This is a genomic window from Brachybacterium sp. AOP3-A1-3 (assembly GCF_052378285.1).
Lineage (GTDB): Bacteria > Actinomycetota > Actinomycetes > Actinomycetales > Dermabacteraceae > Brachybacterium.
The window spans coordinates 323,409-346,446 of the sequence record NZ_JBQSXM010000004.1 but is presented as its reverse complement, the minus strand read 5'-3'; the positions used below and the strand labels follow the sequence as shown (position 1 = coordinate 346,446).

Genomic DNA, 23,038 nt, shown 5'->3' with positions numbered 1-23,038 from the left:
ACCACAACTTCGTGGGCAGGGCAGCCACGATCGACCTGCCAGATGGGTCCGAGCTGTGCACGACGATCGAGGGCGTTCAGTGGGCGAAGTCGGGCCCCATCGGCGTGCACCTGGCAGTGCCCTACGACGATGATGGCCGTCGGTACATCGAGCTCGATCGGGACGCGCCAGTGATCGTGCCCAGGCCGGACGATGTCTGAGTACTGGGCATGAAGAAAGCGCCCCACCCACCAGCCGTAGCTGAGGGGTGGGGCGCTGTCATGTCATCGTCGTCTCGCGTCGCGGTCGTCGTCCGCGTCGATTGCCATGCACGTATCTCGTGCGGCTTCGCTGTTCCACATGGCTCCACAGGTGCGGCACTGCCAGTGGAGGCCGTCAGGCATCGTGCACGGCCCGGATCCGGGAGCCCTCGGCGATGGTGTCGTGGCCCTTGCCGGCGACGATCATGCCGCCGTCATCGAGCTCGACCACGCTGGACGAGGGGGTCACGTAGCGGCGGGCGATGGTGACGACGAGCGGTGCGGCGACGGCGACGACGCCGAGGATCGCGGTCGTCTGGGCCTCTGACAGTTCGACGCCGAACGCGACGATCAGGGCGATCACGGCGGCGACAGCTGCAGTGATGCCGGCAGTCGTCAGGACCGGTTCAGTGGACGGGGTGATGGCGCGGTGCGTGTTCATGGGGTGTCCTCCGTGGGGGTGGGTGTGGGGTCGGGGGATTCGGGGGTGACGATGCACGGCCCCGCATCCTCGGTGGTGTCGTCGCTGTAGGTGATCTGCCAGCGTCCGGTGTCAGTGCTGCATGTCGCGGACTGGATGCCGCGCCCGTTGGAGCCGTTCGTGCCGTCCTCGCCCGGATCCCCGGGAGGACCAGAAGGGCCAACGGCACCAGCAGGACCGGCAGGGCCGGTGTCTCCGGTCGCTCCCTTCGCGCCCGCATCTCCGGTATCGCCTTTCGGACCGGCAGAGCCGTTGCTCCCTGCCTCGCCCGTAGCGCCCGGGCTACCGGGCTCTCCGTTCACGCCAGGCTCCCCGACGGCTCCGGGGTCTCCCGCTGTTCCGGGGGCGCCGTCCGTGCCGTCGTCGCCGGGGTCGCCGAACGGGCCGGTGGGGCCAGCGACACCGACCTTCCCGTCGTCGCCGTTCTCACCATCGGCACCGTCGTTCCCGGCCACGCCTGCGGGGCCTCGAGGTCCCTGTGGCCCGGTGGCGCCCTTCGCCTGTGCGACCGTCTCGGCGGGGTCCGCCTCGGATGCCTCGACGGCCTCCTGGCAGACGGCCTTCCCGGCGTCGTCCTGCTTGATCGCTCCGGCTTCGCAGAGTTCCCGGATCGATTGCGCCTGGTTCTGCTTGTCCTGCGCGACCTCCGTTGCGGCGGAGTCGGAGTCGACGGCTTGTTCCTGTAGGGCGTCGATCCTGTCCTCGCGGTCCTGGCCCATCTGGTAGGCGCGGACCTGCACGGCGACGAGGGCGACCAGGAGGATCGACAGTGCCGCCCAGCCGATACGGGACGCCCACACGGTGCGGCGTTCCCGCTTCTCCGAATCGGCGATCATCTGATCCCCGCGCTCCGCGTCAGACATCGGGTTCCTCCCATTCAGGGTCCGGGATGATGCCAGCAGAGACGAGCTGCTTCTCGTAGGCGCGGAGTGTGGCCCGTGCGGTGAAGTACGCGGCCCGGTATTGGTCGCGTTCGTCCTCTGCTTCGGCGTGGTCTTTCTCCTCGGCGGCGAGGCGGAACTTCAAGGCCTCGATCATTTGGGTGCGCCTCCGTTGCCGGATCGTGTCGACCCATTTGATGCCTCCGCCTGCGATGCCGGCCGCGGCGGTGAGGACGAGCGAGAGCGGTCCGAGGGAATCCCAGTCCATGCCATGTCCTCACCTCCCCGCGTGTGCGGGCGTCGACGCCGGGGTCACTGGATCGGTAGGAGGTAGGCGGCGTACCAGCAGTCGGGGCCGATCTGGGAGTCGCGGGTGATGCCGGCGAGGCGCTGCAGGTTGTCGGCGGCGGCCGCGGTCTTGTCGCCGAACTTCCCATCGACCTTGAGGTCGTAGCCGCGCTCGTTCATCTGGGTCTGCCAGGTCTTGAGGCCCTCCGAGCCGGACTTGCCGACGTCACCGGGGTTCAGCGAGTTCGGAACATGCCCGGACACGGACTCCTTCGGGCCATCCTTCGGCCCGTAGTAGCAGCGGTGGGCGCTGGTGCGGAGCAGCGGGAAGTCGGGGGCGGCGATGAGGGCCACGAGAAGAGCCTTTCCAGTGGGGAGCGTTGCGGGAGGCGTGGTGGTCGGCGGCGTGGGAGTGACGGGCGCCGCGACGCCGCCGCGGGCCGCGGTGAGCACCGCGTCGATGGGGATGTCGCCGGGGTCGCCGTGGTCGTTCTCGGGGGCGTGCTGGTGGCCCAGCCATCCCGCGTAGCCGGTCCACTGCTCCCCGGTGAGGCGCTGGCCGGCCTTCTCCCCGTAGGAGCCCGGGTAGCGGGCCCAGGTGACCGAGGTGGACAGTGGGATCCCCAGCGTCTCGGAGACGGCGGCGAGGATCCCCGCGAGCGCGTCCCTGGCCCACTCCTGGGCGAGGAGGTCGGGGAGGTAGTGGTAGCCGTGCTTCGTCGCGAACGCCCGGTCGCACGTGCCGATCAGCTCGATCTGGAACACCTGCTCGTTGTTCGTCTGCACGCCGCCGGCTTTGTTCACCAGGGCGCGCGCCGGGCGAGTGCTCTTGAAGTGCTGACGTGCCTGCGCGGTCTCGGTGGCGGTGTCGAAGCGGACGGTGAGGTGCGGGGCGGAGGAGCCGCCGCCGTAGCCCGGCCAGGTCCCGGTCTCGGTGGAGTGCAGCAGCCCCTTCGGGGTGCCGCCCGTATAGGACTGACCGGTGAAGGCATCGTCGAATGCCTGGGTGGTGGTGTCCGCCCACGGGAACAGGCCATCGACGGCGGGGGCGAGCTCGGTCGAATGTGGGCTGCCGACGACCGGGGGGAGCGCGGAGATGGCATCCCCGACGGCGTCAGCGACGGTTTTTCCCAGCATCGCCGCCTTCGTGCCGGGGCCGACGATGCCGTCCGCCTCGAGGCCGCGCTCGGCCTGCCATGCCCGGATCAGCTTCACGGTGCCGACGCCGATCTTCCCGTCGATCTTCGCGCCGACGATCTTCTGCACCCAGGCGTGGTCGAGCCAACCGCGGGACGCGTACTGGTTCGGCAGGTCGAACACGAAGTGCCAATCCTCGCCGTTCTCCTGACCCTCCGTCCATGACCATCCCCAGTCGCGCCCCTCAGCCTTGAACAGTTCCTGGATCGGGCCGGGGTGCACGTCGATCGCGAGGCCGGAGCCGTGGTTGGACCAGCCGGGAGACGCGGTGTTGGGGCGCCCGGCGCGCTTCTCCCATGTCGACCCGCCCCAGCTGCGGTCCGAGGACTTCGAGCGGGCACGGGACACGCGCCGATAGTTCCGGTTGAGCATCGCGATCTGCTCTTCCATGGAGCGGTGTGCGTCCCAGATTTGGAAGTTCGCGCCGGACTTCGCGACCGCGAGGGCGAGGAAGTTCGACAGGGACTCGGCCGCGGCTTTCTGCAGCTGCTCATCCCGTCCCTGGTTCGACCACGAGGTAGGCAGGTCGACGAGTCGCCTATCGCCTCGCGAGAGGGTCAGCAGGGCCATGATGGGTGCTCCGTTCTCCCGCTGTGCGGGCATGAGAAAGGCCCCTGCCATGTGGCGAGGGGCTCGAGGGGTGTGGGGCAGGCGTTGAGCGCGGCCAGTGTGGCGACGGCGGATAAGATCTGGGCATGCGCGAACGTCTCATCACCTCAGAAGCCCATGCCGTCTATGGCTCGCTTCCAGAGTTCCTTGAAGCCCCCGAGTGCGTACCAGGCGTGCTGACAATCATGCACGGAGGGGTCCCGCTAGATGTAAAGTACGATCCCCGCGGCTACGGGACGACCATGGTGTTCTTCCATGCAGCGGTCTCGCGCAGGTTCACACAGCTGCCGATGTTCCCCGGAGCTGGAATATCGCAGCGACTGCCAGTAGACCGGATATTCATCACGGACCCCACGCTGTACTTAGATGACGACCTGACCCTTGGCTGGTTCGCAGGGAACCGCTGCCAGCCGGACCTGCAGGACGTCATCACTAAGGTGCTCGCGGCCCTCATTCCGAAGGGACGCCCAGCGGTGATGTTCGGAGGTTCGGGCGGGGGTTTCGCCGCGTTGCACTATGCCGCGCGCATTCCCAATTCACTGGCTGTGCCCGTGAATCCCCAGATCAAGATCGGGAACTTCTCCAAAGCACTGGTCGATGCGTGGCTCCGGCTTGGGTGGGGCCTCGATACGAGCTCCACTGGAATATCTGATGTGGCGACCGAGACTGACGCGGGGCGGGCCTACGTTGAAGGCAGCCCGACCCGCGTCTGGTACATCCAGAACACTGGCGATACGAGACACGTTAAGAAGCACTTCACGCCATTCATGGATGCTCTGCCACCGGGGCATGCTGTGAGCCCGTTCCTGGTGGACGCTGGCCCAGGCCATGTCCGGCCTCCGAAGGAGGTGCTGAAAGAGGTGCTCGCGGCCGCGATTGATGGGGAGGCGAGGCCTCCCCGCCCGGAAGACCTCGCGGCCTACCAGCAGGCGCCGTTCCAGGTGGAGGCTACAGCTGAGTGATCCCAGGGCTGGATTGGTCATCTAAGATGGCGTGGTTCACCCCGGCGACGACGTTTGAGCAACTCCCAAGAACCTGGATTACCTTGCCCGGCGCAAAGTTGCCCGTCACGAGCGCATCGGAAATGTTGCGTAGATACATGGCCTCTCCGCTCTGCCCGCGACACACGTTGCCTTGGATTAGTGCACGCACAATGGCTTCCGATCCATTGTTGACTGCCCTCACGCCCTGCCGTCCGCCTTCGACAACGTTGTTGACGATCTCTAGGTCCGTGACCGTAGCGGCAATGAAGACTGGGTAGTCGCCTAGTGAGCGCAGAGTGTTGCCCGAGATGCGCAGTTCAGCAATGGTGGAACTACCCGCAGATGCTACGACCGGGAGGGCGCAGTCAAGAATCGAGTTATCCGACACGACCAGCGAACGAGTAGAACCGTCTGGGATCTCGAACCGGACACCATTAGAGAATCCTCGAATGAGGTTGCCGGTGATGCGCACATCTTCGCACCGGTTCAGGACGCGCACCCCCGTCAGGGAGGTGTCATAGATACTGGTCCGCTTGCCGAGCATGACGTTGCCGGCGACGAGTATTTGTGTCCCGCGTACCTTGACGCCGACAGCCTCCGTCGTGAATGCGTTCCCTACAATCGTTAGATACTCCCCGCCACGGTGGGTATCGATCGGGTTTTGCCACGACCCATGGGCCGTGCACCCCGTAATCGTGATGATACGCGGAATGCCACGGTACGGCTCGTATCCGCTCGAAGTAGATGTCGACGTGGACGTGGTCACCATGTGCCGGTCGTTCCAGGATGAGCAGCCACGAATGGATACCATTTGGGTTGCGCCGTTGATTGAGATCCCGTACTGCAGTCGAACCCTGGCAGGATCGAACATGAAATGTACGTCTGTAACCTCCGCGCCGAGGCAAGAGTTCAGTCGGACGCACCTGTTCTCGACCTTCTCAAACCCCATGTCTGCAATGGTCACGTTCCGTGCCAGAGTCATCTGCACACCAGAGTCGCCACGGTTCGAGTCGACACCATCATTCACCAGGGATGCGGGGTTTAGGCCCTTGCCGACGATAGTCATCCCCGAGATTCCGGCGTCCACAAGATTGACGCGCTCAACCCTCGCATCAGATGCGCGGTCATACGAGTCGAACGTCGACGTGGAAAGATGCAGGGTGCCGCCGTCAATCTGCACGATGCGCTGAAATTCTGCCTTAACCGCCTCGCCCGCGACAATCTCCGTCGACGTAAGCCGGATAATGTCACCCACGTTGTAGGGGTGGCCGGATGGGACAGTGATTGACGCCGAGCCTCGCTCGATGTCCACTGTGGGGGTGGCGGGGTCCGTGAGGCTACCGTGTTCCCACTTCAGGAACGCGTCAGTCGATCCATTGGTCCACTCTGCCATTCCCGACCAGTCCAGCGTCGTCATAGCCTTACCTGCACCGCTTAGAATCGTTCCTGCCGGGATATCAAACACGTCGGTCAGGACGTAGCGCCCCGGAGGGAAGTGAACGTTCTGGCCGGGGTTGCTAGTGATCGCTGCGCGCACTGCATCCGTGTCATCGGTAGCGCCGTCACCTGTCGCCCCGTATTCCTTGACAGACACGAACGTGCGGAATGCGTCATCGAGAGACTTCCGAGTCGACGTTGCTGTGGCAATCAGCTGCGCAACCTGAGGGTCAGTCACGACGGTGCCACCGTATGGCCCCTCATCGCCCTTGGGTCCGGTCAGAGAGTCCAGCCACTCTTCGATGGACCCCTCGAAGCCCGACCTGACCGCCACGTCATATGCGGTCTCCAAGCCCCGGAATGCGTTAGCCACACCCTTTCCGAATGTGCGGAGCTCCTGCACGCCCGACCGAGAAATGTAGTCGGTGCCAGCGGGGATAACAAATTTGCCATCCAGGACATCAGCCATGGTTGCCTCCTAGTGGGCCAGAAGCCCATTGCGTCCACTGGACGGATCGGTGACTGGAACCCCAGTCATCCCATGTCGTATTTGCTTCGGACATCACAGAACCCCATGTCTGCCACGTCATCCCGTTATAGGAAATCGCGGTCGGACGCAGGGCAATGCTGTGCGTGACATCGAGCCCAGCGCCGGTAGCGGACATAGTGCGAGAGTCCTGCACGATCAGGCCTCGGATTGTCAGGCGGGTAACATGCGTGTCATCTACCGTGACCGTGTCGCCCAACTGCAAGCCAGGTACGGGGACGATAGAGATTGAGGAAAACACTGGTTGCGGGACGGTGATCCGTGCCGCCACATAGTCAGCGGTGTACCGGGCCTGAGATTCACGCTGAATCCACCATCCGGCGTCGATTTCGTGTTCCGGGGCGGCGCTCGGCCCCTTCTGATCCGAGTTCGTGATTTGGTCGCCGAATGTGAACTTTCCCTTGCCGCGAAGGATAGGCAGGTCGAAGTTGCGTCGACGCATCCACAGCCATGACGCGGCATCGTCTCCAAGTGTGCTCGCAACCATCGGCTGGGACCCACTCCAGGACGTGACCAGCTTGAAGTTGCGTCCGACCCGTTCGATACTGAGATTGGCTGCAATTTCCGGCGTGGCCCACGTGTCTGCGCTCGCACCCTGTCCTGGGTTGACTCCGCCATACCAGGAGCCAATGCCGAGGTTGAAGTTGTTGCTCCCGGCACTGCCGACCCGCTCGAAGAACAGGTCAGGGAGCAGCCACACCTCATCGTCGGGGACGTTAATCCATTCCTCCGTAGCAGGATCGCTCGGAGAATACGTTTTCCCGCCGCCCTGCCATAGGTCGACGGCATCCCTTGTCGACCACTCGAGGAGCGGCTCGCGCCACTTGACGACTGCCTGCGACTTCACAGACGAAAGATCATGTGACCACGTGAACCCCGAATCCGTGATGTCCTCGGCGGACGTTAACGTTGCGACAGTGTCGCGTGCTTCAAGCTGCGCAAGATCCCACCATTGCAGGACGCCGGCCTCATCAATCCAGTAAGTTGCCGCCTCTGCCGCGCACTGTGCTTGCAGGAGGTCCGCGCAGTTTTCCCCGATCACGCCAGGGAGCACCCGGAGCGAGTTGCGGGAGGACCCGCGCACATGGATGACAGCGTTGGGCTTCCAGCCTTGCCAGCGGCCACGTGAGGGCGGGAAGCCAATCTGGAATCCGCTGCCCACTGCTCTTCCCGTAATGGTCGCGTCAGTCACCGGCGTGGTCACGAGGGAGGGGTCGATCGTGACTGCCTTAGAAGTCGAGGAGCCATCGACGCTCAGCCACACAAGCACCGTCGTGTCCGATACGTACTCGATGGATGCTATTGCCAGTGCGCCTCGCATTCGAGGCAGGCTCGCGACAGTAACTAGATTGCCACTCGGGTAGGTGACGGAAATTGCGACTTCCGAATCCCTCCATACTAGCCGGAAAGCGCCCGCACTAGAGGATGCCTCCATGTACATGCCATCTCCGGTCGCCTGACCCAGGTAGGCCATCAATTCGATACGCCCGCGATCCTTTACGGAATAGTCTACGGCCATCTTGTATCGAGCCGTTACATCCTTGACACCCACTCCCCACGGCTCCCGTACCCAATCTGGGTTGCCGGTCGGGTCGCTAAGCTTGATTGAACTTACGCAGTAACCACGCTCCGGCCACATGGTGCCCATAGCCGGCACAGACAGAGCTGGGAATGAGATCGCGGGCGGCGTCGCATACCATCCACAATGCCGCAGAATCATGTCCGTGACCGCCGAGGACTGCAAGCCCACGTAACGGGCAATCGCGCCATCGGCTTCCGAAGGCATCGCGCCCGCCAAAGCGTCCCAAGAAATCATCCGGTCCAGAGACTGGTACTGATCCGCGATACTCATATGTGTCGCCCGGCTATCGGTGCCACCAGAGAGTGCAGTCGCCCGCCCGTTGGCGAGGACCGGCACCATGCCGGCGCCCATGTCTATTCCGATAGCAACCGGAGACTCCGGGGCGGGGGGCCACGTCGTGCCCGCATCCCACGGAGTAGAAACGACCTGCGAAACATCATCGCCGACCGTTGCCGTTAGCTCCCCCGTCGCCGCCGTGAACCTCCCCGCTCCCGGCAGTGAATCTGACAGTTCGCGATCCAAAGACAGTGACGAGGCGTCCACATCCATTCCGCCGACAACGGCAGACAGTTTCGGCTCGTACACGTCACTCCGCTGGATTGGCTGCTGCATTTACCCCACCTCTGTGATGCTGTAGCTGGACTCGGTGTAGTTGGCCCCCTGCCAGAGAGCGAGCGGGGAATGGTGCGGGGAGTGAATCACCGCAGCAGGGCATCCCGTCCCACCCTCATCCCGTGCAACGTTGCCCCACGAAATAGAAGGGCGGGCGTACTGTGCGCCGCCGCTTAGGGTCACCGTCACGAACGCAGCACCCGCAGGGGGAGTCAGGGTGTCCTGTGACCATTCCCAGTTCGCGAATGAAAGAGCAGACGCCTGCCAGTCACCGATGGGGGCAAGGGACTGGTCCAGCCATGCACCAGATGCCTGCACTCCCCCCATCGCCCATACGCCGACAGAAACGGTTCCGCCTGGGAGTATCGGGATTGCCTCGAAGCCGCCGTGCACGTTGCCCACCGAAATGGGATCTTCACCGGTATGTGCAACTGCGTGAGCGATCGAACCGTCTGGGAGCTTCGCAAGACCCACATCGGTCCCGTTCGACGGGTTCGGGTCCCACCCCGTCGCCTGCGGCGAGAAAAGGTTCCCAATCGCAGCCTCCGGCCCGTACCAGCCGTAAGGCCCTATGTTCCGGGCGACCGCCTCGATGGTCGACACCTCGCCGGGACGGGCGATGGACACGTCGATGGACCATGTCCGGCGGCCTCCCCGGCGAATGAACGCTTTCCGCTTCCCGCCCAGCGTTGACGTGAACGACACCTGCTGTGCCGTCTCGCGGTTCAGGCTGGACGGACACCCCACCTCAAGCAGGGCACCACCCGTGACGATGAACGCGCTCACTTCTTGCCCCCGTATGCTCGTGATGCGGACGCGCCGCGCTGATAGGTGGATGCCGCGACCCGATCCGACATCGTCAGAGTCGCCTGCGACGCGCCAGTACGGACCGCGTCCGCAAGCGCACCGAGCGCCGCCCCGTCAAGGGTCAGCGTCGACGGGCCCGACTGCTGGGGCGGGGCCTGCTGATATGCCGGCGCATACTGCACAGGCGCCACGGACCCGTTCTCGACACCACCACCCGTTGCCAGGTGCAGCGTCTTCGCGCCGGCGAGGAGCTGCTGCCGGAGCGAGTAGACCGCCTGATGTCCACCCGCACGAGACACTTCGTTCGCGGTGAACACGTGCTCGTTGTTCGACAGCATCGCCGGGATCGAGTCGGACGTGCCCGTACCAGGGCCGTGGACAGCGCCACCAGCGGCCTTCTTGATCGTCGCCGACCCCGAAGCGGATCCGCCCACGAACTTCTGCATGACGCTGATGACCGCGGTGCGAGGACGGGCAGCGTTGTTGATCGCCGAGTTGGCCGACCCTGTAGACGCAGACGCCGTGATGTGCGAACTGCGTGGACGAGCCGTATCGGTGATGTCCGATTCCGCGCCACCCGTCGCAGCGTCGACGTCGATCGTGCCCGTCGAGTTGTCCGCGTGGCCCTTAGCGCTGTCCGTTGCAGAGTTCGCAGGATCGTTGTTGCCATCGATCGTGACGGTGCCGCCGGAGCGGTTGATCGCCTCGATGGCCGCATCCAGCGCCTCGTCAGCGGGGTACGTCGTGCCGTCGATGGTCACGGTGCCATCGGAGTTGTTGATGATCCCCATGATCGTGTCGAGGGAAGCATCCGCAGGCACAGTGTTGCCGTTGATGGTGATCGTCCCGCCAGCGCTGTTGACCGCCAGTGCGAGGCGGTTGACCTCATTCGACGCAGGCTCAATGTCTGCCGCCACAGGGACCGGCGCGGTGTAGACGTCACCGACCTGGGATCCCCAGATCGTGACTTCCTCCTGCGCGCCCGACGTGTCCGCGTCGACCGGCACCTCGGGAGGCTCCTCGGACAGGATGCCCGTGGTGAACTCATCCCACTCGCCTTCGGCGGGGGCAGTATCCGCACTGATCGGCACCTCGGGCGGGTTGTAGCCGAGATCGTCCCAGAGCGCCGCCCAGTCAGCCTTCGCCTGGTCGGTCTCGAGCTTGACGAGCGTCTCGATCTCCTCGGGCGTGCCGAGCAGCTGATCGACATACTCCTCAGCCAGCTCCTTGCTGCCGGTCATCTCCGTAGCGACGTCGATCAGATCCTCGCGGGCCTTCTCGAGGAACGTGCCCGACTTGCCCTCAGCGGAGAGGGAGTCCGCCGTCTTGAGCGCCTGGTCCGCCAGGTCCAGCAGGGCGACCTTGTTGGCGTCGGCAGCCTTGGTGCCGTCCTCCCAGTGCTTGCCGTTCTCGTCGACGGCCTTACCGGCCTCCTTGAGAGACTCCTTGTAGTCCATCGCGGCACGCTCGGCGGTGATGAACTCGTTCGACAGGTCACGCAGCGACTTGTAGTAGTCCTCCGTCGCGGCCGCAGCATCCGTAGCGGCCTGCTCCACACCGGACAGCTCTTCCTCGAGCTCGCTGGCCGCTGCGGCACCGTCCTCCATGCCGGAAGCGGCCGACACGACAGCAGGGTCAAGGCCCTCCATGGCGATCTTCGCCAGCGTCGCGTTGTCGGCCTGCAGGCCCATCTCGGTAGCGATGGGGGTCAGCACCTCGCGGAGCCCCGGCATCTGCGCGATCAGATCCTCGGCGGTGTAGCCGTACGCCTCAGCGTCCTTCACGGCCTCCGCGAACGACTGGGAGAACTCCTCGAGGAATCCTCCGCCGACGAGCTGGGTGAGCGCCCCGTCCAGAGACGTCAGGCTCTCCGTCGCGACATCGACCGTGGTGGGCACGCCCAGGAGGGTCTTCGTCAGGCCCTCGACGCCGGCCGAGATCGGATCAGTGTCGATCAGGTCGAGCGCATCGCCCACGCCCCGCACGGACACGCCGAACGGGACGGTGGACGATACGAGCCCGTTGATCGACTCGGCGGTAATGTCACCGGACTGCGACACGTTCAGCAGCTGCGCGGCGACCAGCTCGGCCTGCTCCGCTCCATCACGGAACGACTCGGTCACCGACGACGCGACGTTGAGCACCGCGAAAGCACCCGCGGCGACGCCTGCCGCAGCCGCGACCTTGCCGAGACCCGAAGCGACAGCGGCATTGTCCGCCTTGAGCGTCTTGAACGCCTGCACGGTATCCATCACGCGGGGGAAGATCAGCAGGAACGCGCCCGCCGCGAGGGCTCCGGTCCCTGCGATCCCACCCAGTGCGCCAACGGCGCCATGAACAGGACCAGGCAGGTCAGCGAACGCGCCCGCCATGTCCGCGACACGATCCGCAACATCCGCCACCACGGGCAGGAACACGCCACCGATGCTGATACCGGCGTCCACCAGCGAGTTCTTCGCCATCGCGATCTTCGACTCGGCCGTCTCGTAGCGCTTCGCAGCCTCCTCGATCAGCGCAGAGCCCTTCTCGAACTCGTCGTTGCCCTGCTGTACAGCGCCCGCGAGTAGAGACATGCCGTCCGCACCCTGACCCGACGCGGCAGACAGGCGCAGCAGGGCATCCGACTCGCGGATCCCCGTGATGCCCAGTTCGGTCAGCACGCCGTTCGTGGTCATGCCCTGCGACTCGACACCGGACAGGCCGTTAATGAAGCTGTCCAGCGCCATCGCCGGATTGTCGTTCCAGGCCGTCGAGAACTGCTCGGCGGTGAGGCCGCTGACCTGAGCGAACAGGTCCAGCGATGCGCCACCCTCGTCGACCGCCTTGCCGATGCGCTTCATCGTCTGCGACATGGCAGAGCCGCCGGCCTCAGCCTCGATGCCCACAGAGGACATCGCCGCAGCCATGCCGAGCACATCGCCCTCGGTGAGCCCAGCCTGCGCACCCGCGCCGGAGAGGCGCTGCGCCATCTGCACGATCTCAGACTCGGTCGTCGCGAAGTTGTTGCCCAGCCCCACGACAGACGCGCCGAGCCGGCCGACGTCGGTCTGCGAGGTGCCCATGACGTTCATGAACCGCGCCAGGCTGGTCGCGGCTTCCTCGGCGGAGAGGTTCGTCGCCTCGCCCATGTCGATCATCGTGCGCGTGAATCCGAGGACGTTCGGCGTCTCGATGCCGAGCTGACCCGCAGCCTCAGCGACCGCAGCGATCTCCTGATGGGACGCGGGAAGCTCGCGCGCGAGACCTCGCAGGCCAGCCTCGAGCTCGGCCATCTGTGGCGCGGTGCCGTCAACCGTCTTCTGTACGCCAGCCCACGAGGACTCCCAGTCCATCGCAGCCTTCGTAGCGAGACCGAGACCACCCAGGGCCGCTGCGCCGAAGCCGGTCAGCGTTGCGCCTGCCGTAGTCCACGCCTGCCGGTTATCCTGGGCGGACCGGACCATCTGCCCCATCGCAGTCTGCGACCGCTTCGCAGAGTCCTCCGTGGCCTTCGTGGTCTGCTCGGCGGCCTTCGTCGCCGCATCGAACTGGTTCTTGAAGTCCGCGACATTCGCCCGGAGAGTGACTGTGATACTGCGGTTTCCGGCCACGGATGCCCCCTATGAAGTTGGAGAGAAGATGCGCGCTCGACGCCTTGCATTGCTCGCGGCCTGCGCCGCCGTCGCCCTCGCCGGGTGCGCCAGCGAAGACGTCCAGAAGGAAGAGGCGGCCGCGCCTGCCGCCGTCGAGTCCGAGGCGGCCACCTCTCCGCGCACTGTCGACCCGGACGCCCCCGCGAACGCCGTGCTCTCCGAGAGCGACGACATGGGGCACAAGATGTGTGAGCTCTGGACGACCGCACTCGCCGACGAGGGCGACCTGCGGGACACCGCCGACGACGTCGCCTGGTACGGCACGCAGGCCGACAACGACTTCATGCGGTCGCCGGTCAACACCCAGGGCTGGGGACCGGACAACGCCGGCCAGACCACGATCCTGTGCGGGTGGAACGGCTACGAGGCAGAGGACGGCTCGCCGGCAGACATGCTGGGCTGAGCACCCGCATCCCGCCAGCCGACGAGCAGGCCGCGCTCGCGCACGTTGCCCTCCTTCGACTGGTCGTCGTTGTACTCCTCAACCGAGACGAGCCACGCACAGGTCGACTCGACCGGCTCCGGCTCCGGGTCCGTGAAGTACGGGGAGTCCTCGTCGCACTCGTCCCGGTAATGCATGGCGCCCGCGCCCGACGGGCAGATCGATGCGTCATGCACCTTCCGCGCCATCGCGAGCAGACGATCCACGTCATCCCAGCCCGCGGGACCACCCAGGAAGTGGGACAGCGTCGTGCCCCACTCCCGGGCGACGTCCTGCGTGTCCCTCAGTCCCGGGAATCGTCGGAGGGCTCGGGCGAGAAAGGGATGCTCGGGAGCACCTTCCCGGCCGAGCGGAGCTCCGTCGCGGTCTGGTACAGCACCAGCGTCGGCCCATCGCCGAGCTTCTGCCGCATCTTCGTCACCTGAGCACGGGACAGCTTGGGAGACACCGTCGCCTCGGCCACGAGCGCGTCGCCGACAGCGACCTGGTCCGGCTTCATGCGGACCTGCTCCTTGCCGTGCTGGTCGGTGAACTTCTGCTCGATCTCGGGCACGCCCGCGGCCACGTCACGCACTTCCTCGTTCGTGAGCGCCTGCAGAGTCACCTCGATCGCGGACTCGGCCAGCTTGTCGAGCACGGCCTGATACTGCTCGCGCAGTTCCTCGCCGGAGACATCATCCATCGACGGATCCTGCTCCTGATCGGCCGCGGTGATCTTCTCCTCGATGCGCACGAGCTCGCCCATGAGGGACCAGTCGCGGTACACCTTCACGGTCGCCTGCGGGCGCGATCCCTGGTCCAGCCAGTCATCGAGGTTGAAGTCCTCAGGGGTGTCGCCAAAGTTCTCAGTCATGTCCTTCTCCTTCTCCTGTGTTCCTGTGTCCTGTGGGGTGCCCCCGAAGGGGCGGGCCGACGGAGCGCACAGGAAACGCTCGACGCCGGCCCGCAGGCATAGAAAAAGGACCCCGTCAGGAGTCCTCCGTCATGCCGGCCTTGTCACGCGCCAGCGGCGATCTCGCCCTTCCAGGCGTTCCGAATCGCCAGCGGCACGATCCGCTTCTGATAGCCCTCGCGGGACGACGGACGCTGCGGCTCGTCGGTGACGACCTGGTACAGCTCGTACTCGTCACCCGAGGCCAGCGCCTCACGGGACCGCTTCGACGTGTCCCGGATCAGGACGTACAGCTCGGTGTCCTTGTCCTTGAGGAGCTGGTACACCTCGTCACGAACGTCGCCATCCGTGCCCTCCTCGGACGCGCCCATCTCGTCGAAGAATCGGAAAGGCGCCACGTTCCCCTCGAAGTTCGACTGCCCGAACTCCGTCACGGCGATCTCGTCGCAGATCGCGGGATCCGAGAACGTTGCCGACGCGGCAGCGCTGATCCGGGAATCAGCCGAGGAGATCGCGCACGAGGCGTCGACCCCGGCATTCGCCTCGGTCAGCGTGACAGCCTCGGGGTCGGCGGGCGGTGCGGACAGGAGCATCCACTTCTCACGGCCTTCGGCCTTGGACTTGGGCATGGTCAGCCCTCCTTCGTGCTTGCGGCCTTCGAGGCCTTCGAGGCCTCAGCGGCCTTCTGAATGGGGGTCTTGCGGAGGTTCGGGAAGATGCCGAACCACTTCTCAGGGACCTTGTACGGGATCTTCCGGCCCGTGGTCTTGTCGTACGCGTCGACCTTGCCAGCCATCACGCACTCCCTTCTGTCGTCTCGACTCGATAGGTGAGGACGCCGAAGTACGGATACCGTGCCCCGCCGCCCGCAGTAGGTAGCTGAACCTCACGGCCCACCTGGACGGGGCGCACTTCCTGCCCGGTCAGCTCGAAGCCGTGGCGGCCAGGGACGGTCACGAGAGCGCCATCGAGGAGCTCCGCGATCGTGGATTGCAGCTGACGCGCGGCGCCGGCCACCGTCGACACGCACGTGACGCCGATGTCGCCGGCCACCTCGACCCGCGAGCCCGCGACGTCGACGGAGAACCGCTCGAAGTCGCCGCCCCACAGGACGATGTACGGGAACACCGGCTCACTGCCGGCGTCGGTGTCGTAGACGGTGTATTTGCTCGGGATGAGGGCCTTCACGGCCTCGAAGTGCTCAGCGATCACAGGTCACCGTCCAGCATGTTGCCGAGCGCGTTCTCGAAGTTGTCGCCCTCCTCCTCGAGTGCATGCGCAGGGTCGCGGACACTGCCGCCACCGCCACGCGCGCCGCCCCAGTAGGCGATGTGCGCGAGCTGTGCGCCTGCCTTGGCGACCGACTTGTCGGGTCCGATCTCCGCCTCGACGTTGCCGCCGGACGCTGTCACGTCGAAGTTGATCGACTTGGCGATCTGCCCGAAGTGCCGGGACCCTCGGAAGTCGCTCTGCATCGTCTTCTTGATGTTCACCGCGCCCTTCTTCACGACCTGCGGAATGCCCTTCGCGACCTTCGGCGTGAACGCCTGCAGGTCCCGGGTGAGCCCCCGCAGCTGGGACACGTCAACCGACATTACCCACCACCTTCGCGTTCTGGACAACCTCGATCACGTTGAACCTGACCGCGGTCGTCCACGTCTTGTCGCCATCGATGCGCACGCGCACCTTGAGCCCGACCAGGCGCTCATTCCGGGACTTGACGCACTCGGTTACATCCCCGGTCTGCACCGACGTGGTGCCGATCGGGAAGTGCACCTGACGTACGCCCGCCGTCCACCGGGCCTCGCCAGCATCGGGGGTCGACGGATATGGATCCGAGTGCTGGAACTTCGCCCGGCCCTCGTAGATCACGAGCGGGGCGGGCTCGGTGACATTGCCGTCCGCATCCCAGCCCGGTTCCCCATCGGGATCCGCGCGAGTGACACGGACCGTGTCGGCCATAAGCGACGCGGCCATGCGCTGCCCGATCCGGATCGTGCGATCCATGCGTGGCATACCGACCTCCTCAGTACCAGGGGAACGGCGGGCCGCCCTCGGTGGGGACGTACCCCGACACGGGGCCGGCGAGGTCGCCGCGGGTGGTGGACACGACGCCCATGCCACCGAAGCGGCGTCCCGCGTACTTGCTCAGCGTGTCCTTCTCGGAAGCGGTGAGATACGCGCCGGCCTCGTCGACCTTCCAGCCTCCGCCAGCGTCGTCGACGTTCCACCTGTTCTGCCCCTCGCGGTTGTCGAACACGCGGGAGGCGCAGTACAGGGTGACCATGCGGACGTTCTCGGGGACGTCCTGCAGTGTGCCGTTGTCGGCGAGCCACGTCCGCCCTGCCTCGGATCGAACCAGGGCGGACGCGGCACGCAGGCAGAGCTCGGCACGCTTGCCCTCTGCGGAGTCGACGACGATCGACTCACCGAGCCAGTCGCCCAGCTCCGCGACGGTCGCGAGTGTCTGCTCTGCCATCCGGATCAGGCTCCGGCGACGGTGAAGGACACGGCCCGCTCGGCGTCCAGGGTGGAAGCGCCGTAGAAGGCGTCAGCCACGACCTGGTCCTCGAGCTGGGTCGGGTTGTAGTGCTGCAGGAGACGCAGCGCGAACCCGTCCTGGGACGCGGTGGCCGACCATGCGGCGCCCTGCGGCTGACGCGAGGGGCGGGTCACGAACGCGAACGCGTCCTTGTGGTAGGCGACCGCGAAGTTCGACGGCAGCTCCGGGGCGACCACGATGTTGAAGCCGAACAGCTTCCCGATCGAGGCGTTGCGGAGCAGGTCGCCGGAGTCGCCGGCCTCGTTGACCTTCTGCAGCTGCGGCAGGCCGAGGATCGCGGCCTCGACCTCGGTGCCCACGGCGAGGGTGCGGCCCTCACGCGGGATCTTCCGCTGGTTGAGCACCTGGTTCGCGGCGATCAGCACCTGCAGGATGTTCGAGCCGTCCGCGGCGACGTCCGGGATCGGCGAGTCCGCGTCGTTCTCGATCGCCGCCATCTGGGTGACGAGCGGAGCGGCCAGGCCATCGACCACAGCCTTCGCCATGGGGATGAACACCTGCGAGTTGGCGTCCTTGAGGGTGAAGGTCGCGAAGTCGTCGGGGAGACGGATCGCCTTGTAGATCTGGTCCTCGAGGGTGATCGGGACCCAGGTCTCCTCGAGGTCATCGAACACGATCGCCTCGCGGGCGTCGCGCTGCTCCTTCGTGTAGACCCGCGCCTCACCGACGGTGATCGGCGCGAGCACGTTCACGGTCTGCCCGCGGCCGGCGACGAACTCGTTGGAGAAGTCCATGCGGACGGTGCGCGGCAGGACCGACAGGTAACGCAGGTCGGTGAGCGTGGCCTGTGCGGCCTGAGTCGGGGTGAAAAGGGTATGTGCCACGGTGACCTCCTAGAGGGTCGGGATGAACCGCCTCGGCGACCGTGGCGGTGCCGTGCGGGGGTGGTGTCAGCTGGACAGCTGATCCAGGGCGAGCTTGTCGATGTCGACGCCGTCCTCGGCCGAGCCGGGAGTCCGCAGTGCGGCCTTCCGCTTCGGCGCCTGCGAGGGCGGCTCCTTCGCGACGAACAGACCCATCAGGTCTTCCGCGTCCGCGAGGAGCTCCTCCTCGGTGGACCCGGACAGCCGGCCGACGAGCTTCTCGGGCAGGCCGTGCTTGAGAGCGACCCGGAGCCGGAGGATCTCCGACGCCTGGGACTCGCTCGTCTTGGTGAGCTCGTCGACTCCCTCGGCCTTCTTCTCCGCCTCCTGGGCGCGATCACGAAGGTTCCGGGACTCGCTGTTGAGCTTCTGGATCTTCCGCAGTGCTCGATCCTTGTCGAACGGCGCGTCCGTCTCGTCCTCCTGGGACTCGTCGCCGTCGCCGCTCTCGTCGCCCCCCTCGGTGTCCTCTGCGCTGTCGCCCTCCTGGGGCTCCTGCGCGTCACCGCCCTCGGGGGCGGTCGGCTCCTCGGCGAACATGAGGTGGCCGAGCTGGGCGAGCATCTGCTGTCGCGTGTAGTGCATGTCGTGCCCTCCTGGGGCGTATAGAAGTACGGCCCACCAGGGGCCATGACCCGCCCCGTGAAGGGTGGGAGTGTGTGGGTCAGGCGGCCTTCTCGAAGATGCCGTCTGAGAACAGGTCCGGATTGGCCCTGCGCATCCGCCAGAGGATGTTGTCCTCCGTGCGTCCAGTGATGACGCCGTCAGCGTCACGAATGGTCTTCGGGGCGATGCGTGCCCGGTCGGCGGCATCTGCACCCGCTGCAGCCTCGAAGTACGCGTCGACATACTTCTGCTCCTGCGGCGTCGGCTTCCAGTCCGACCACTGCCCGTACCAGGGCTCCGCAGTGCACCCACAGCCTTTGTGGTACCGCAGGGCGTACTTCGACGAGGTCGCTGTCGACTCCATGTAGACCGGGCCGCGTGCGGCGAGCATCGCGCAGAACGCGCACGGGTTTCCGTCCGTGACGCGGCGCCACGCCTTCCGTTGCTGCCCGGAGGTGTTCGCGATCATCTCGCGGTACGTCCGCTGGGTCTCCGCGGCGACGATCTCGTTGAACCGCTCGCGCATCTGGTCCAGGGCGACGTCCATGCGGACTCCTTCATCGACCAGATTCGTGACCGCGTTCGCGCCGGCGCCGATTGACACGCCGATCAGGCGGTCGAAGTCGGTGCGGGGCTCGACGATCTCCACGGGCTGGCCGATCTCCGCGCCCGCGAACTCGGCGAGGTACGCCGAGGTGAGGCGCTGCGACTGACCCTTACGGTCGGCCAGCAGCAGCGCCTGCGCGTACGCCCACGGGTACGGATCCGACGGGTTCAGCTCGGACCACAGCACGTCGGCCTCCCCGGCTGCATTCGCCGCCAGGAGGATCTGCTCGTGCTTGTGTGCCTGGGTCAGCTCATTCCCCAGTGATGTCAGCGCCACGAGACTTCTCCAGTGCGGTTGCGATCCGGTTCGACGCCGACGGGTTCTTGGCCGCGTGCTTGCGCCACGACTCGGCCTCCTGCGCCGTCACCGTCGGGATTCGATCCCACAGCAGCTCCTTCGGCACGTCGAGCATCTGCGCGGACTTGCCGAGCGCATCCACGGCCTGGGACATCGACTGCGTCTCGAAGTCCGCCCACTTCGTGGCGAGCTCCCAGTCCTCAGCGTCCAGCTCGTTGCCGGACTGCCACGCCGAGAGACGGAGCACCTGGGAGTTCGACTCCCCGTAGGAGCGCTGGAGGTCCGTCAGCTTCCGGGCGTACATCGCATTGGCGAACGCCAGCGCTTCCGCACCGATGTTCACCATGCGACCAGTGATGTTCGGCGGGGTCTGCGTCAGTGCCGACAGGATCTCGATGTCCGCCTCGCGGGCCGACAGGATCGGCGACAGGTTCGTCTCGTCGAGCGTGCCGTAGCTGACCCCATCGCCGCCCATCAGGATGTCGCTCTGCGCGAGCTCCATCTTCTGCTGCGCGGACTCCTCATCTGTCGGCGCGTCACCCTCGAGGCCGGTCGCCGTTCGGACCTTCCAGCTGTTGAAGTGCTGGATCAGCATCCGGTCGTACTCGGTCTTGTTCAGCCGGCGCGCGACGTTGATGTACGGCTCGACCTCACCGACCACGCGGCCGTCCGAGTCCATGAAGTTCACGTAGCGCACGACCGGGGTGACGCCGGTTCCGTGCACCTCGTCGTCGATGTAGGAGATGCCATCCTGGCCCTCTGAGGAGAGCCGGTAGATCTGGCCCTCGTCCATCACGGTGTAGAGGAAGTGGTCGCCGGACTGCACGACCTCGATCGTCGACTCGGGGTACTCGTCGTTCGCCTCATCCCGCCATGATGCGAGCATGCGCCGCGGGGACTTGGCGGTCCACTGCGACACCGGGTCGCCGGGGAGCACCTGCACGAACGACTGCCCGTACGCGATGCCCTCCCGGTGCACCATTGGCTGGCGCTGCGCCCACCGGTTCCGGCGGAACACGTCGACGAACCGGCCCGTCGAGGCCTCGTCGCGGCCCGTCACCGTCTCAGCGAACAGGCCCTGCGCGGTGGTCTTCACCGTCAGCCACAGCCACGGCGTCTCGCCCATGTCCCGCAGCGTTTTGTGCTCACCCGTTGCGCGAGCGTGCACCTTGACCTTCTCCGGGGACCACCGATACCAGCAGTCCAGGAAGTCGATCTCTCGACGCTGCTTCCAGTAGGCGGGGAGTAGCTGGTCCTTGACGAGCTCGCGGATCGCTTCCTTGGATGTCATCGCGCCCAGCCACCTCCCTTCTTCTTCGATTCCAGGACCATGCGGCGCACCATGCGGGCGCCGACCAGGCCGATTGCCAGGTCGATCTTCTTGCGGGACTCGCGGTGCTCCTTCGCGATCGACACGACTCCGTTGATCGGGTAGCGGCGAGCGTGGAGCAGGTGCCGGCGCATGCGGACGTCGCCGTCCCACGTGAATGCCGCGTCCTTGATCTCCTGTAGCGTGAACGCGACCGCGTCAGCGAACTGCCCGGACACGTCCTTCTTCGCCATGTCGAACATGACCGCGTGCGCGTTCCGGCCACCCTTCGTGCCGCGGGCCCAGATCTTCAAGCGGCGCCCGAAGTCCTGATGCCAGCGGGAGAACAGCGGATCCCAGAACGACGCATCCGACTCGTCCTCGCGGGCGTGACCGGGGTCGCCGAAGAACCCGACGACCTGCTGAGTTGCGACCATGCGGCGCACCTCCATGTCGACCTCGTTGCGGGGGACGATCCACTCATCGCCGCGGCGCCCGGGCGGGCGCTGCCAGAGACCGACCGTGAACACATGCCCATCGGTCATGCGGCAGGCGACCAGCACGGTCGCGTCGTCGGTCTTCGCGCAGTCCAGGAATAGGGCCACAGGCTCGCCAGGCTCGAGGATCTTGTCGCCGTCGACCAGCGGGTCGATCTCCGACGGAACAGTCCATGCATCCTCGGCGGCGCGACGCTGGTTGTACCACTTGCGCCGCGACTCGTCCTGCGAGTTGCGGGGGTTCAGGATCGACTTCGTGACGCGACCACCAGCCGCCGTCTGCAGCCAGTAGGAGTCGCCCTTCACGTACTCGAGGACTTCCGGGATCACGTCCCGCGCGAGCGCCGCGTCCTCCGGCGCCTCGAGCGAGTCGTACATGAGCCCGTACTCGCCGAATTCGGCATTGTCGCCCTGCGTGGACTCCCACGCCTCGCGCTCAGCCTGCCCGACACTGTCCTCGCCCTCGCGGTATGCGTTGCAGATGTCGAGCACCCGCGCGGGCGCACCGGCTTCCGCCTTCGCGGCGTTGCCCTCCATGGCGCCAGCCATGTCGATGCCACCGTTCGACGCGTTCCAGTTCTGCGTCTCCGCGCGGATGATCAGCTTCGGCCGGCCACCCTCGATCGCCATCGGCGACGCGGTCACCGCCTCGATCTGCGCCTGATCCCCGCGCGCCCACACGTTCAGCTTGCCCAGCTGGATCCCGAAGTGACTCCGAGTCCGTGCCGGGATCAGCGACGGGAACAGCTTCATCGTGTTCTTCGTCTGGTCCTGGGACACCGCGGCGATCTGCACCCACGCGTCCGTGACCTGACGACCCACCGGGTCACCGTTGTGGTCGAAGTGATCGAACTCCACATCGCCGACGAGGACCGTCGTCGACACCGTGGCGCCGACCGGATCCTTGCCGTGCCCCTTCATGCGCTGCAGAACCGCCGAGTGGTAGTCCAGCTGCCCCTGCTCGTCCAGCGACCAGAACCACAGCAGGAAGCGCGCCTGCTCCATCGTGTACATCCACGGCTTGCCCTTGTTCTCGAGCCAGTAGCCCGCGAACGACAGCGCCCGCCACCCGAGAGTCCGCTCCGGGAGGACCCACCCGGACTCGTCCCACTGCCACGTCGGCCCGAGCCGCACAGCATCAACAGGCCACGGCTCCGGCAGCTTCGGCTCATACAGCGGGAACGTGCCCGCGAACCGGAACGGATCCGTCAGGCGCTCGCGATACCAGTCCTCGATCTCTCGATACTCGGCCTCGCGCGACGGGATGAAGGCAGGGGCGCCCGCATCAAGCGCCAGCGCCATGGGACACAGCCCATCGCGACTGCGCAGCCGAGCGCTGCTGATTCGACGCGGCCGGCGCCTCAGACGACACCGGATCCGGGAGCGCCAGACGCTTCCATAGCGACATCTTCGTCGCACGATGCTGCCGGGCCTCAGCAATCAGCGGATTCACGACCATCTGACCCATCGAGCCAGTCGTCATCAGATCTGCGGACGCGAGCGCCTGCTCGATCTTGTCGATCAGGTCAGCCTCGCGGCACACATCCTCGAGGACGTCGAGCTCATCGTGACGGAGCTGGTAGCCAGTCGTCACCTCGGACCACAGGCGCTTGCCCTTCGCGTTGAGCCCCGCCGGAGCCTTCCGGGACAGCTTCGTCGGTTCCATC

25 protein-coding genes are annotated in these 23,038 nt (G+C 66.0%); 3 read left to right on the top strand and 22 right to left on the bottom strand.

Annotation, left to right across the window (positions count from 1 at the left end):
- Window positions 1-200: hypothetical protein (locus ACT3T5_RS08950; protein WP_444594224.1), on the top strand; the 200-nt coding region annotated here is incomplete at its 5' end.
- A 175-nt stretch (window positions 201-375) separates the two neighbouring features.
- On the opposite strand, the gene ACT3T5_RS08945 is transcribed toward ACT3T5_RS08950, so the two are convergent.
- From ACT3T5_RS08945 to ACT3T5_RS08930, 4 genes are read right to left on the bottom strand one after another with little or no spacing between them, the layout of a single operon-like run.
- Window positions 376-681, bottom strand: a complete 306-nt coding sequence (locus tag ACT3T5_RS08945) for a hypothetical protein (RefSeq protein ID WP_444594223.1) — start codon at window positions 679-681, stop codon at window positions 376-378.
- Window positions 678-1,583, bottom strand: a complete 906-nt coding sequence (locus ACT3T5_RS08940; RefSeq protein WP_444594222.1) for a hypothetical protein — start codon at window positions 1,581-1,583, stop codon at window positions 678-680. The genes ACT3T5_RS08945 and ACT3T5_RS08940 overlap by 4 nt, the downstream gene beginning before the upstream one ends.
- Window positions 1,576-1,869 (bottom strand): hypothetical protein, encoded by a 294-nt coding sequence (locus ACT3T5_RS08935; RefSeq protein ID WP_444594221.1) that lies wholly within the window; start codon window positions 1,867-1,869, stop codon window positions 1,576-1,578. The genes ACT3T5_RS08940 and ACT3T5_RS08935 overlap by 8 nt, the downstream gene beginning before the upstream one ends.
- A gap of 44 nt (window positions 1,870-1,913) precedes the next feature.
- Window positions 1,914-3,656, bottom strand: a complete 1,743-nt coding sequence (locus tag ACT3T5_RS08930) for a peptidoglycan-binding protein (RefSeq protein WP_444594220.1) — start codon at window positions 3,654-3,656, stop codon at window positions 1,914-1,916.
- A gap of 125 nt (window positions 3,657-3,781) precedes the next feature.
- Between ACT3T5_RS08930 and ACT3T5_RS08925 the strand changes: the two genes are divergently transcribed.
- The gene (locus tag ACT3T5_RS08925; protein ID WP_444594219.1) at window positions 3,782-4,657 is read left to right on the top strand and encodes a hypothetical protein; all 876 of its coding nucleotides are present in this window, start codon (window positions 3,782-3,784) and stop codon (window positions 4,655-4,657) included.
- On the opposite strand, the gene ACT3T5_RS08920 is transcribed toward ACT3T5_RS08925, so the two are convergent.
- The 4 genes from ACT3T5_RS08920 to ACT3T5_RS08905 are packed head-to-tail and all read right to left on the bottom strand — an operon-like array spanning window position 4,644 to window position 13,253.
- Window positions 4,644-6,584, bottom strand: a complete 1,941-nt coding sequence (locus ACT3T5_RS08920; RefSeq protein ID WP_444594218.1) for a glycosyl hydrolase family 28-related protein — start codon at window positions 6,582-6,584, stop codon at window positions 4,644-4,646. The two genes, ACT3T5_RS08925 and ACT3T5_RS08920, sit on opposite strands and share 14 nt — an antisense overlap.
- Entirely contained in the window at window positions 6,577-8,856 is a 2,280-nt protein-coding gene (locus ACT3T5_RS08915) for a hypothetical protein (RefSeq protein WP_444594217.1), read from the bottom strand. The genes ACT3T5_RS08920 and ACT3T5_RS08915 overlap by 8 nt, the downstream gene beginning before the upstream one ends.
- Window positions 8,857-9,642: a hypothetical protein gene (locus ACT3T5_RS08910; RefSeq protein ID WP_444594216.1), complete on the bottom strand. Its 786-nt coding sequence runs from the start codon at window positions 9,640-9,642 to the stop codon at window positions 8,857-8,859.
- Window positions 9,639-13,253, bottom strand: coding sequence for a phage tail tape measure protein (locus tag ACT3T5_RS08905; RefSeq protein ID WP_444594215.1), 3,615 nt, complete (start codon window positions 13,251-13,253; stop codon window positions 9,639-9,641). The genes ACT3T5_RS08910 and ACT3T5_RS08905 overlap by 4 nt, the downstream gene beginning before the upstream one ends.
- A 28-nt stretch (window positions 13,254-13,281) precedes the next feature.
- On the opposite strand from ACT3T5_RS08905, the gene ACT3T5_RS08900 reads away from it, so the two are divergent.
- Window positions 13,282-13,698, top strand: coding sequence for a hypothetical protein (locus tag ACT3T5_RS08900; protein ID WP_444594214.1), 417 nt, complete (start codon window positions 13,282-13,284; stop codon window positions 13,696-13,698).
- On the opposite strand, the gene ACT3T5_RS08895 is transcribed toward ACT3T5_RS08900, so the two are convergent.
- The 14 genes from ACT3T5_RS08895 to ACT3T5_RS08830 all read right to left on the bottom strand — a co-directional run bounded on the left by ACT3T5_RS08895 (window position 13,656) and on the right by ACT3T5_RS08830 (window position 23,037).
- Window positions 13,656-13,943 carry a hypothetical protein gene (locus ACT3T5_RS08895; RefSeq protein ID WP_444594213.1) on the bottom strand — a complete coding sequence of 96 codons (288 nt, stop codon included), beginning with the start codon at window positions 13,941-13,943 and terminating at the stop codon, window positions 13,656-13,658. The two genes, ACT3T5_RS08900 and ACT3T5_RS08895, sit on opposite strands and share 43 nt — an antisense overlap.
- Window positions 13,944-14,020: 77 nt before the next feature.
- Window positions 14,021-14,590 (bottom strand): hypothetical protein, encoded by a 570-nt coding sequence (locus ACT3T5_RS08890; RefSeq protein ID WP_444594212.1) that lies wholly within the window; start codon window positions 14,588-14,590, stop codon window positions 14,021-14,023.
- A 143-nt stretch (window positions 14,591-14,733) separates the two neighbouring features.
- Window positions 14,734-15,258 (bottom strand): phage tail tube protein, encoded by a 525-nt coding sequence (locus ACT3T5_RS08885; protein WP_444594211.1) that lies wholly within the window; start codon window positions 15,256-15,258, stop codon window positions 14,734-14,736.
- A gap of 2 nt (window positions 15,259-15,260) precedes the next feature.
- Window positions 15,261-15,425 (bottom strand): hypothetical protein, encoded by a 165-nt coding sequence (locus ACT3T5_RS08880; RefSeq protein ID WP_441448959.1) that lies wholly within the window; start codon window positions 15,423-15,425, stop codon window positions 15,261-15,263.
- Window positions 15,425-15,841, bottom strand: a complete 417-nt coding sequence (locus ACT3T5_RS08875; protein ID WP_444594210.1) for a hypothetical protein — start codon at window positions 15,839-15,841, stop codon at window positions 15,425-15,427. Before ACT3T5_RS08875 ends, ACT3T5_RS08880 begins: the two co-directional genes overlap by 1 nt.
- Window positions 15,838-16,224, bottom strand: a complete 387-nt coding sequence (locus ACT3T5_RS08870) for an HK97 gp10 family phage protein (RefSeq protein WP_444594209.1) — start codon at window positions 16,222-16,224, stop codon at window positions 15,838-15,840. The genes ACT3T5_RS08875 and ACT3T5_RS08870 overlap by 4 nt, the downstream gene beginning before the upstream one ends.
- Window positions 16,214-16,645 (bottom strand): DUF6093 family protein, encoded by a 432-nt coding sequence (locus ACT3T5_RS08865; protein ID WP_444594208.1) that lies wholly within the window; start codon window positions 16,643-16,645, stop codon window positions 16,214-16,216. The genes ACT3T5_RS08870 and ACT3T5_RS08865 overlap by 11 nt, the downstream gene beginning before the upstream one ends.
- Before the next feature lie 10 nt (window positions 16,646-16,655).
- Entirely contained in the window at window positions 16,656-17,108 is a 453-nt protein-coding gene (locus tag ACT3T5_RS08860) for a hypothetical protein (RefSeq protein WP_444594207.1), read from the bottom strand.
- Between the two features lie 5 nt (window positions 17,109-17,113).
- Complete coding sequence (locus tag ACT3T5_RS08855; protein ID WP_444594206.1) at window positions 17,114-18,016, bottom strand: hypothetical protein; 903 nt, start codon at window positions 18,014-18,016, stop codon at window positions 17,114-17,116.
- A 66-nt stretch (window positions 18,017-18,082) separates the two neighbouring features.
- Entirely contained in the window at window positions 18,083-18,640 is a 558-nt protein-coding gene (locus ACT3T5_RS08850) for a hypothetical protein (protein ID WP_444594205.1), read from the bottom strand.
- 79 nt (window positions 18,641-18,719) lie between these two features.
- On the bottom strand, window positions 18,720-19,544 hold the full coding sequence (locus ACT3T5_RS08845) for a VG15 protein (RefSeq protein ID WP_444594204.1): 825 nt from the start codon (window positions 19,542-19,544) through the stop codon (window positions 18,720-18,722).
- Window positions 19,519-20,856 (bottom strand): phage portal protein, encoded by a 1,338-nt coding sequence (locus ACT3T5_RS08840; protein WP_444594203.1) that lies wholly within the window; start codon window positions 20,854-20,856, stop codon window positions 19,519-19,521. Before ACT3T5_RS08840 ends, ACT3T5_RS08845 begins: the two co-directional genes overlap by 26 nt.
- Window positions 20,853-22,673, bottom strand: a complete 1,821-nt coding sequence (locus tag ACT3T5_RS08835) for a terminase (RefSeq protein WP_444594202.1) — start codon at window positions 22,671-22,673, stop codon at window positions 20,853-20,855. Before ACT3T5_RS08835 ends, ACT3T5_RS08840 begins: the two co-directional genes overlap by 4 nt.
- On the bottom strand, window positions 22,657-23,037 hold the full coding sequence (locus ACT3T5_RS08830) for a hypothetical protein (protein ID WP_444594201.1): 381 nt from the start codon (window positions 23,035-23,037) through the stop codon (window positions 22,657-22,659). Before ACT3T5_RS08830 ends, ACT3T5_RS08835 begins: the two co-directional genes overlap by 17 nt.
- Between the last annotated feature and the right edge of the window lies 1 nt (window position 23,038).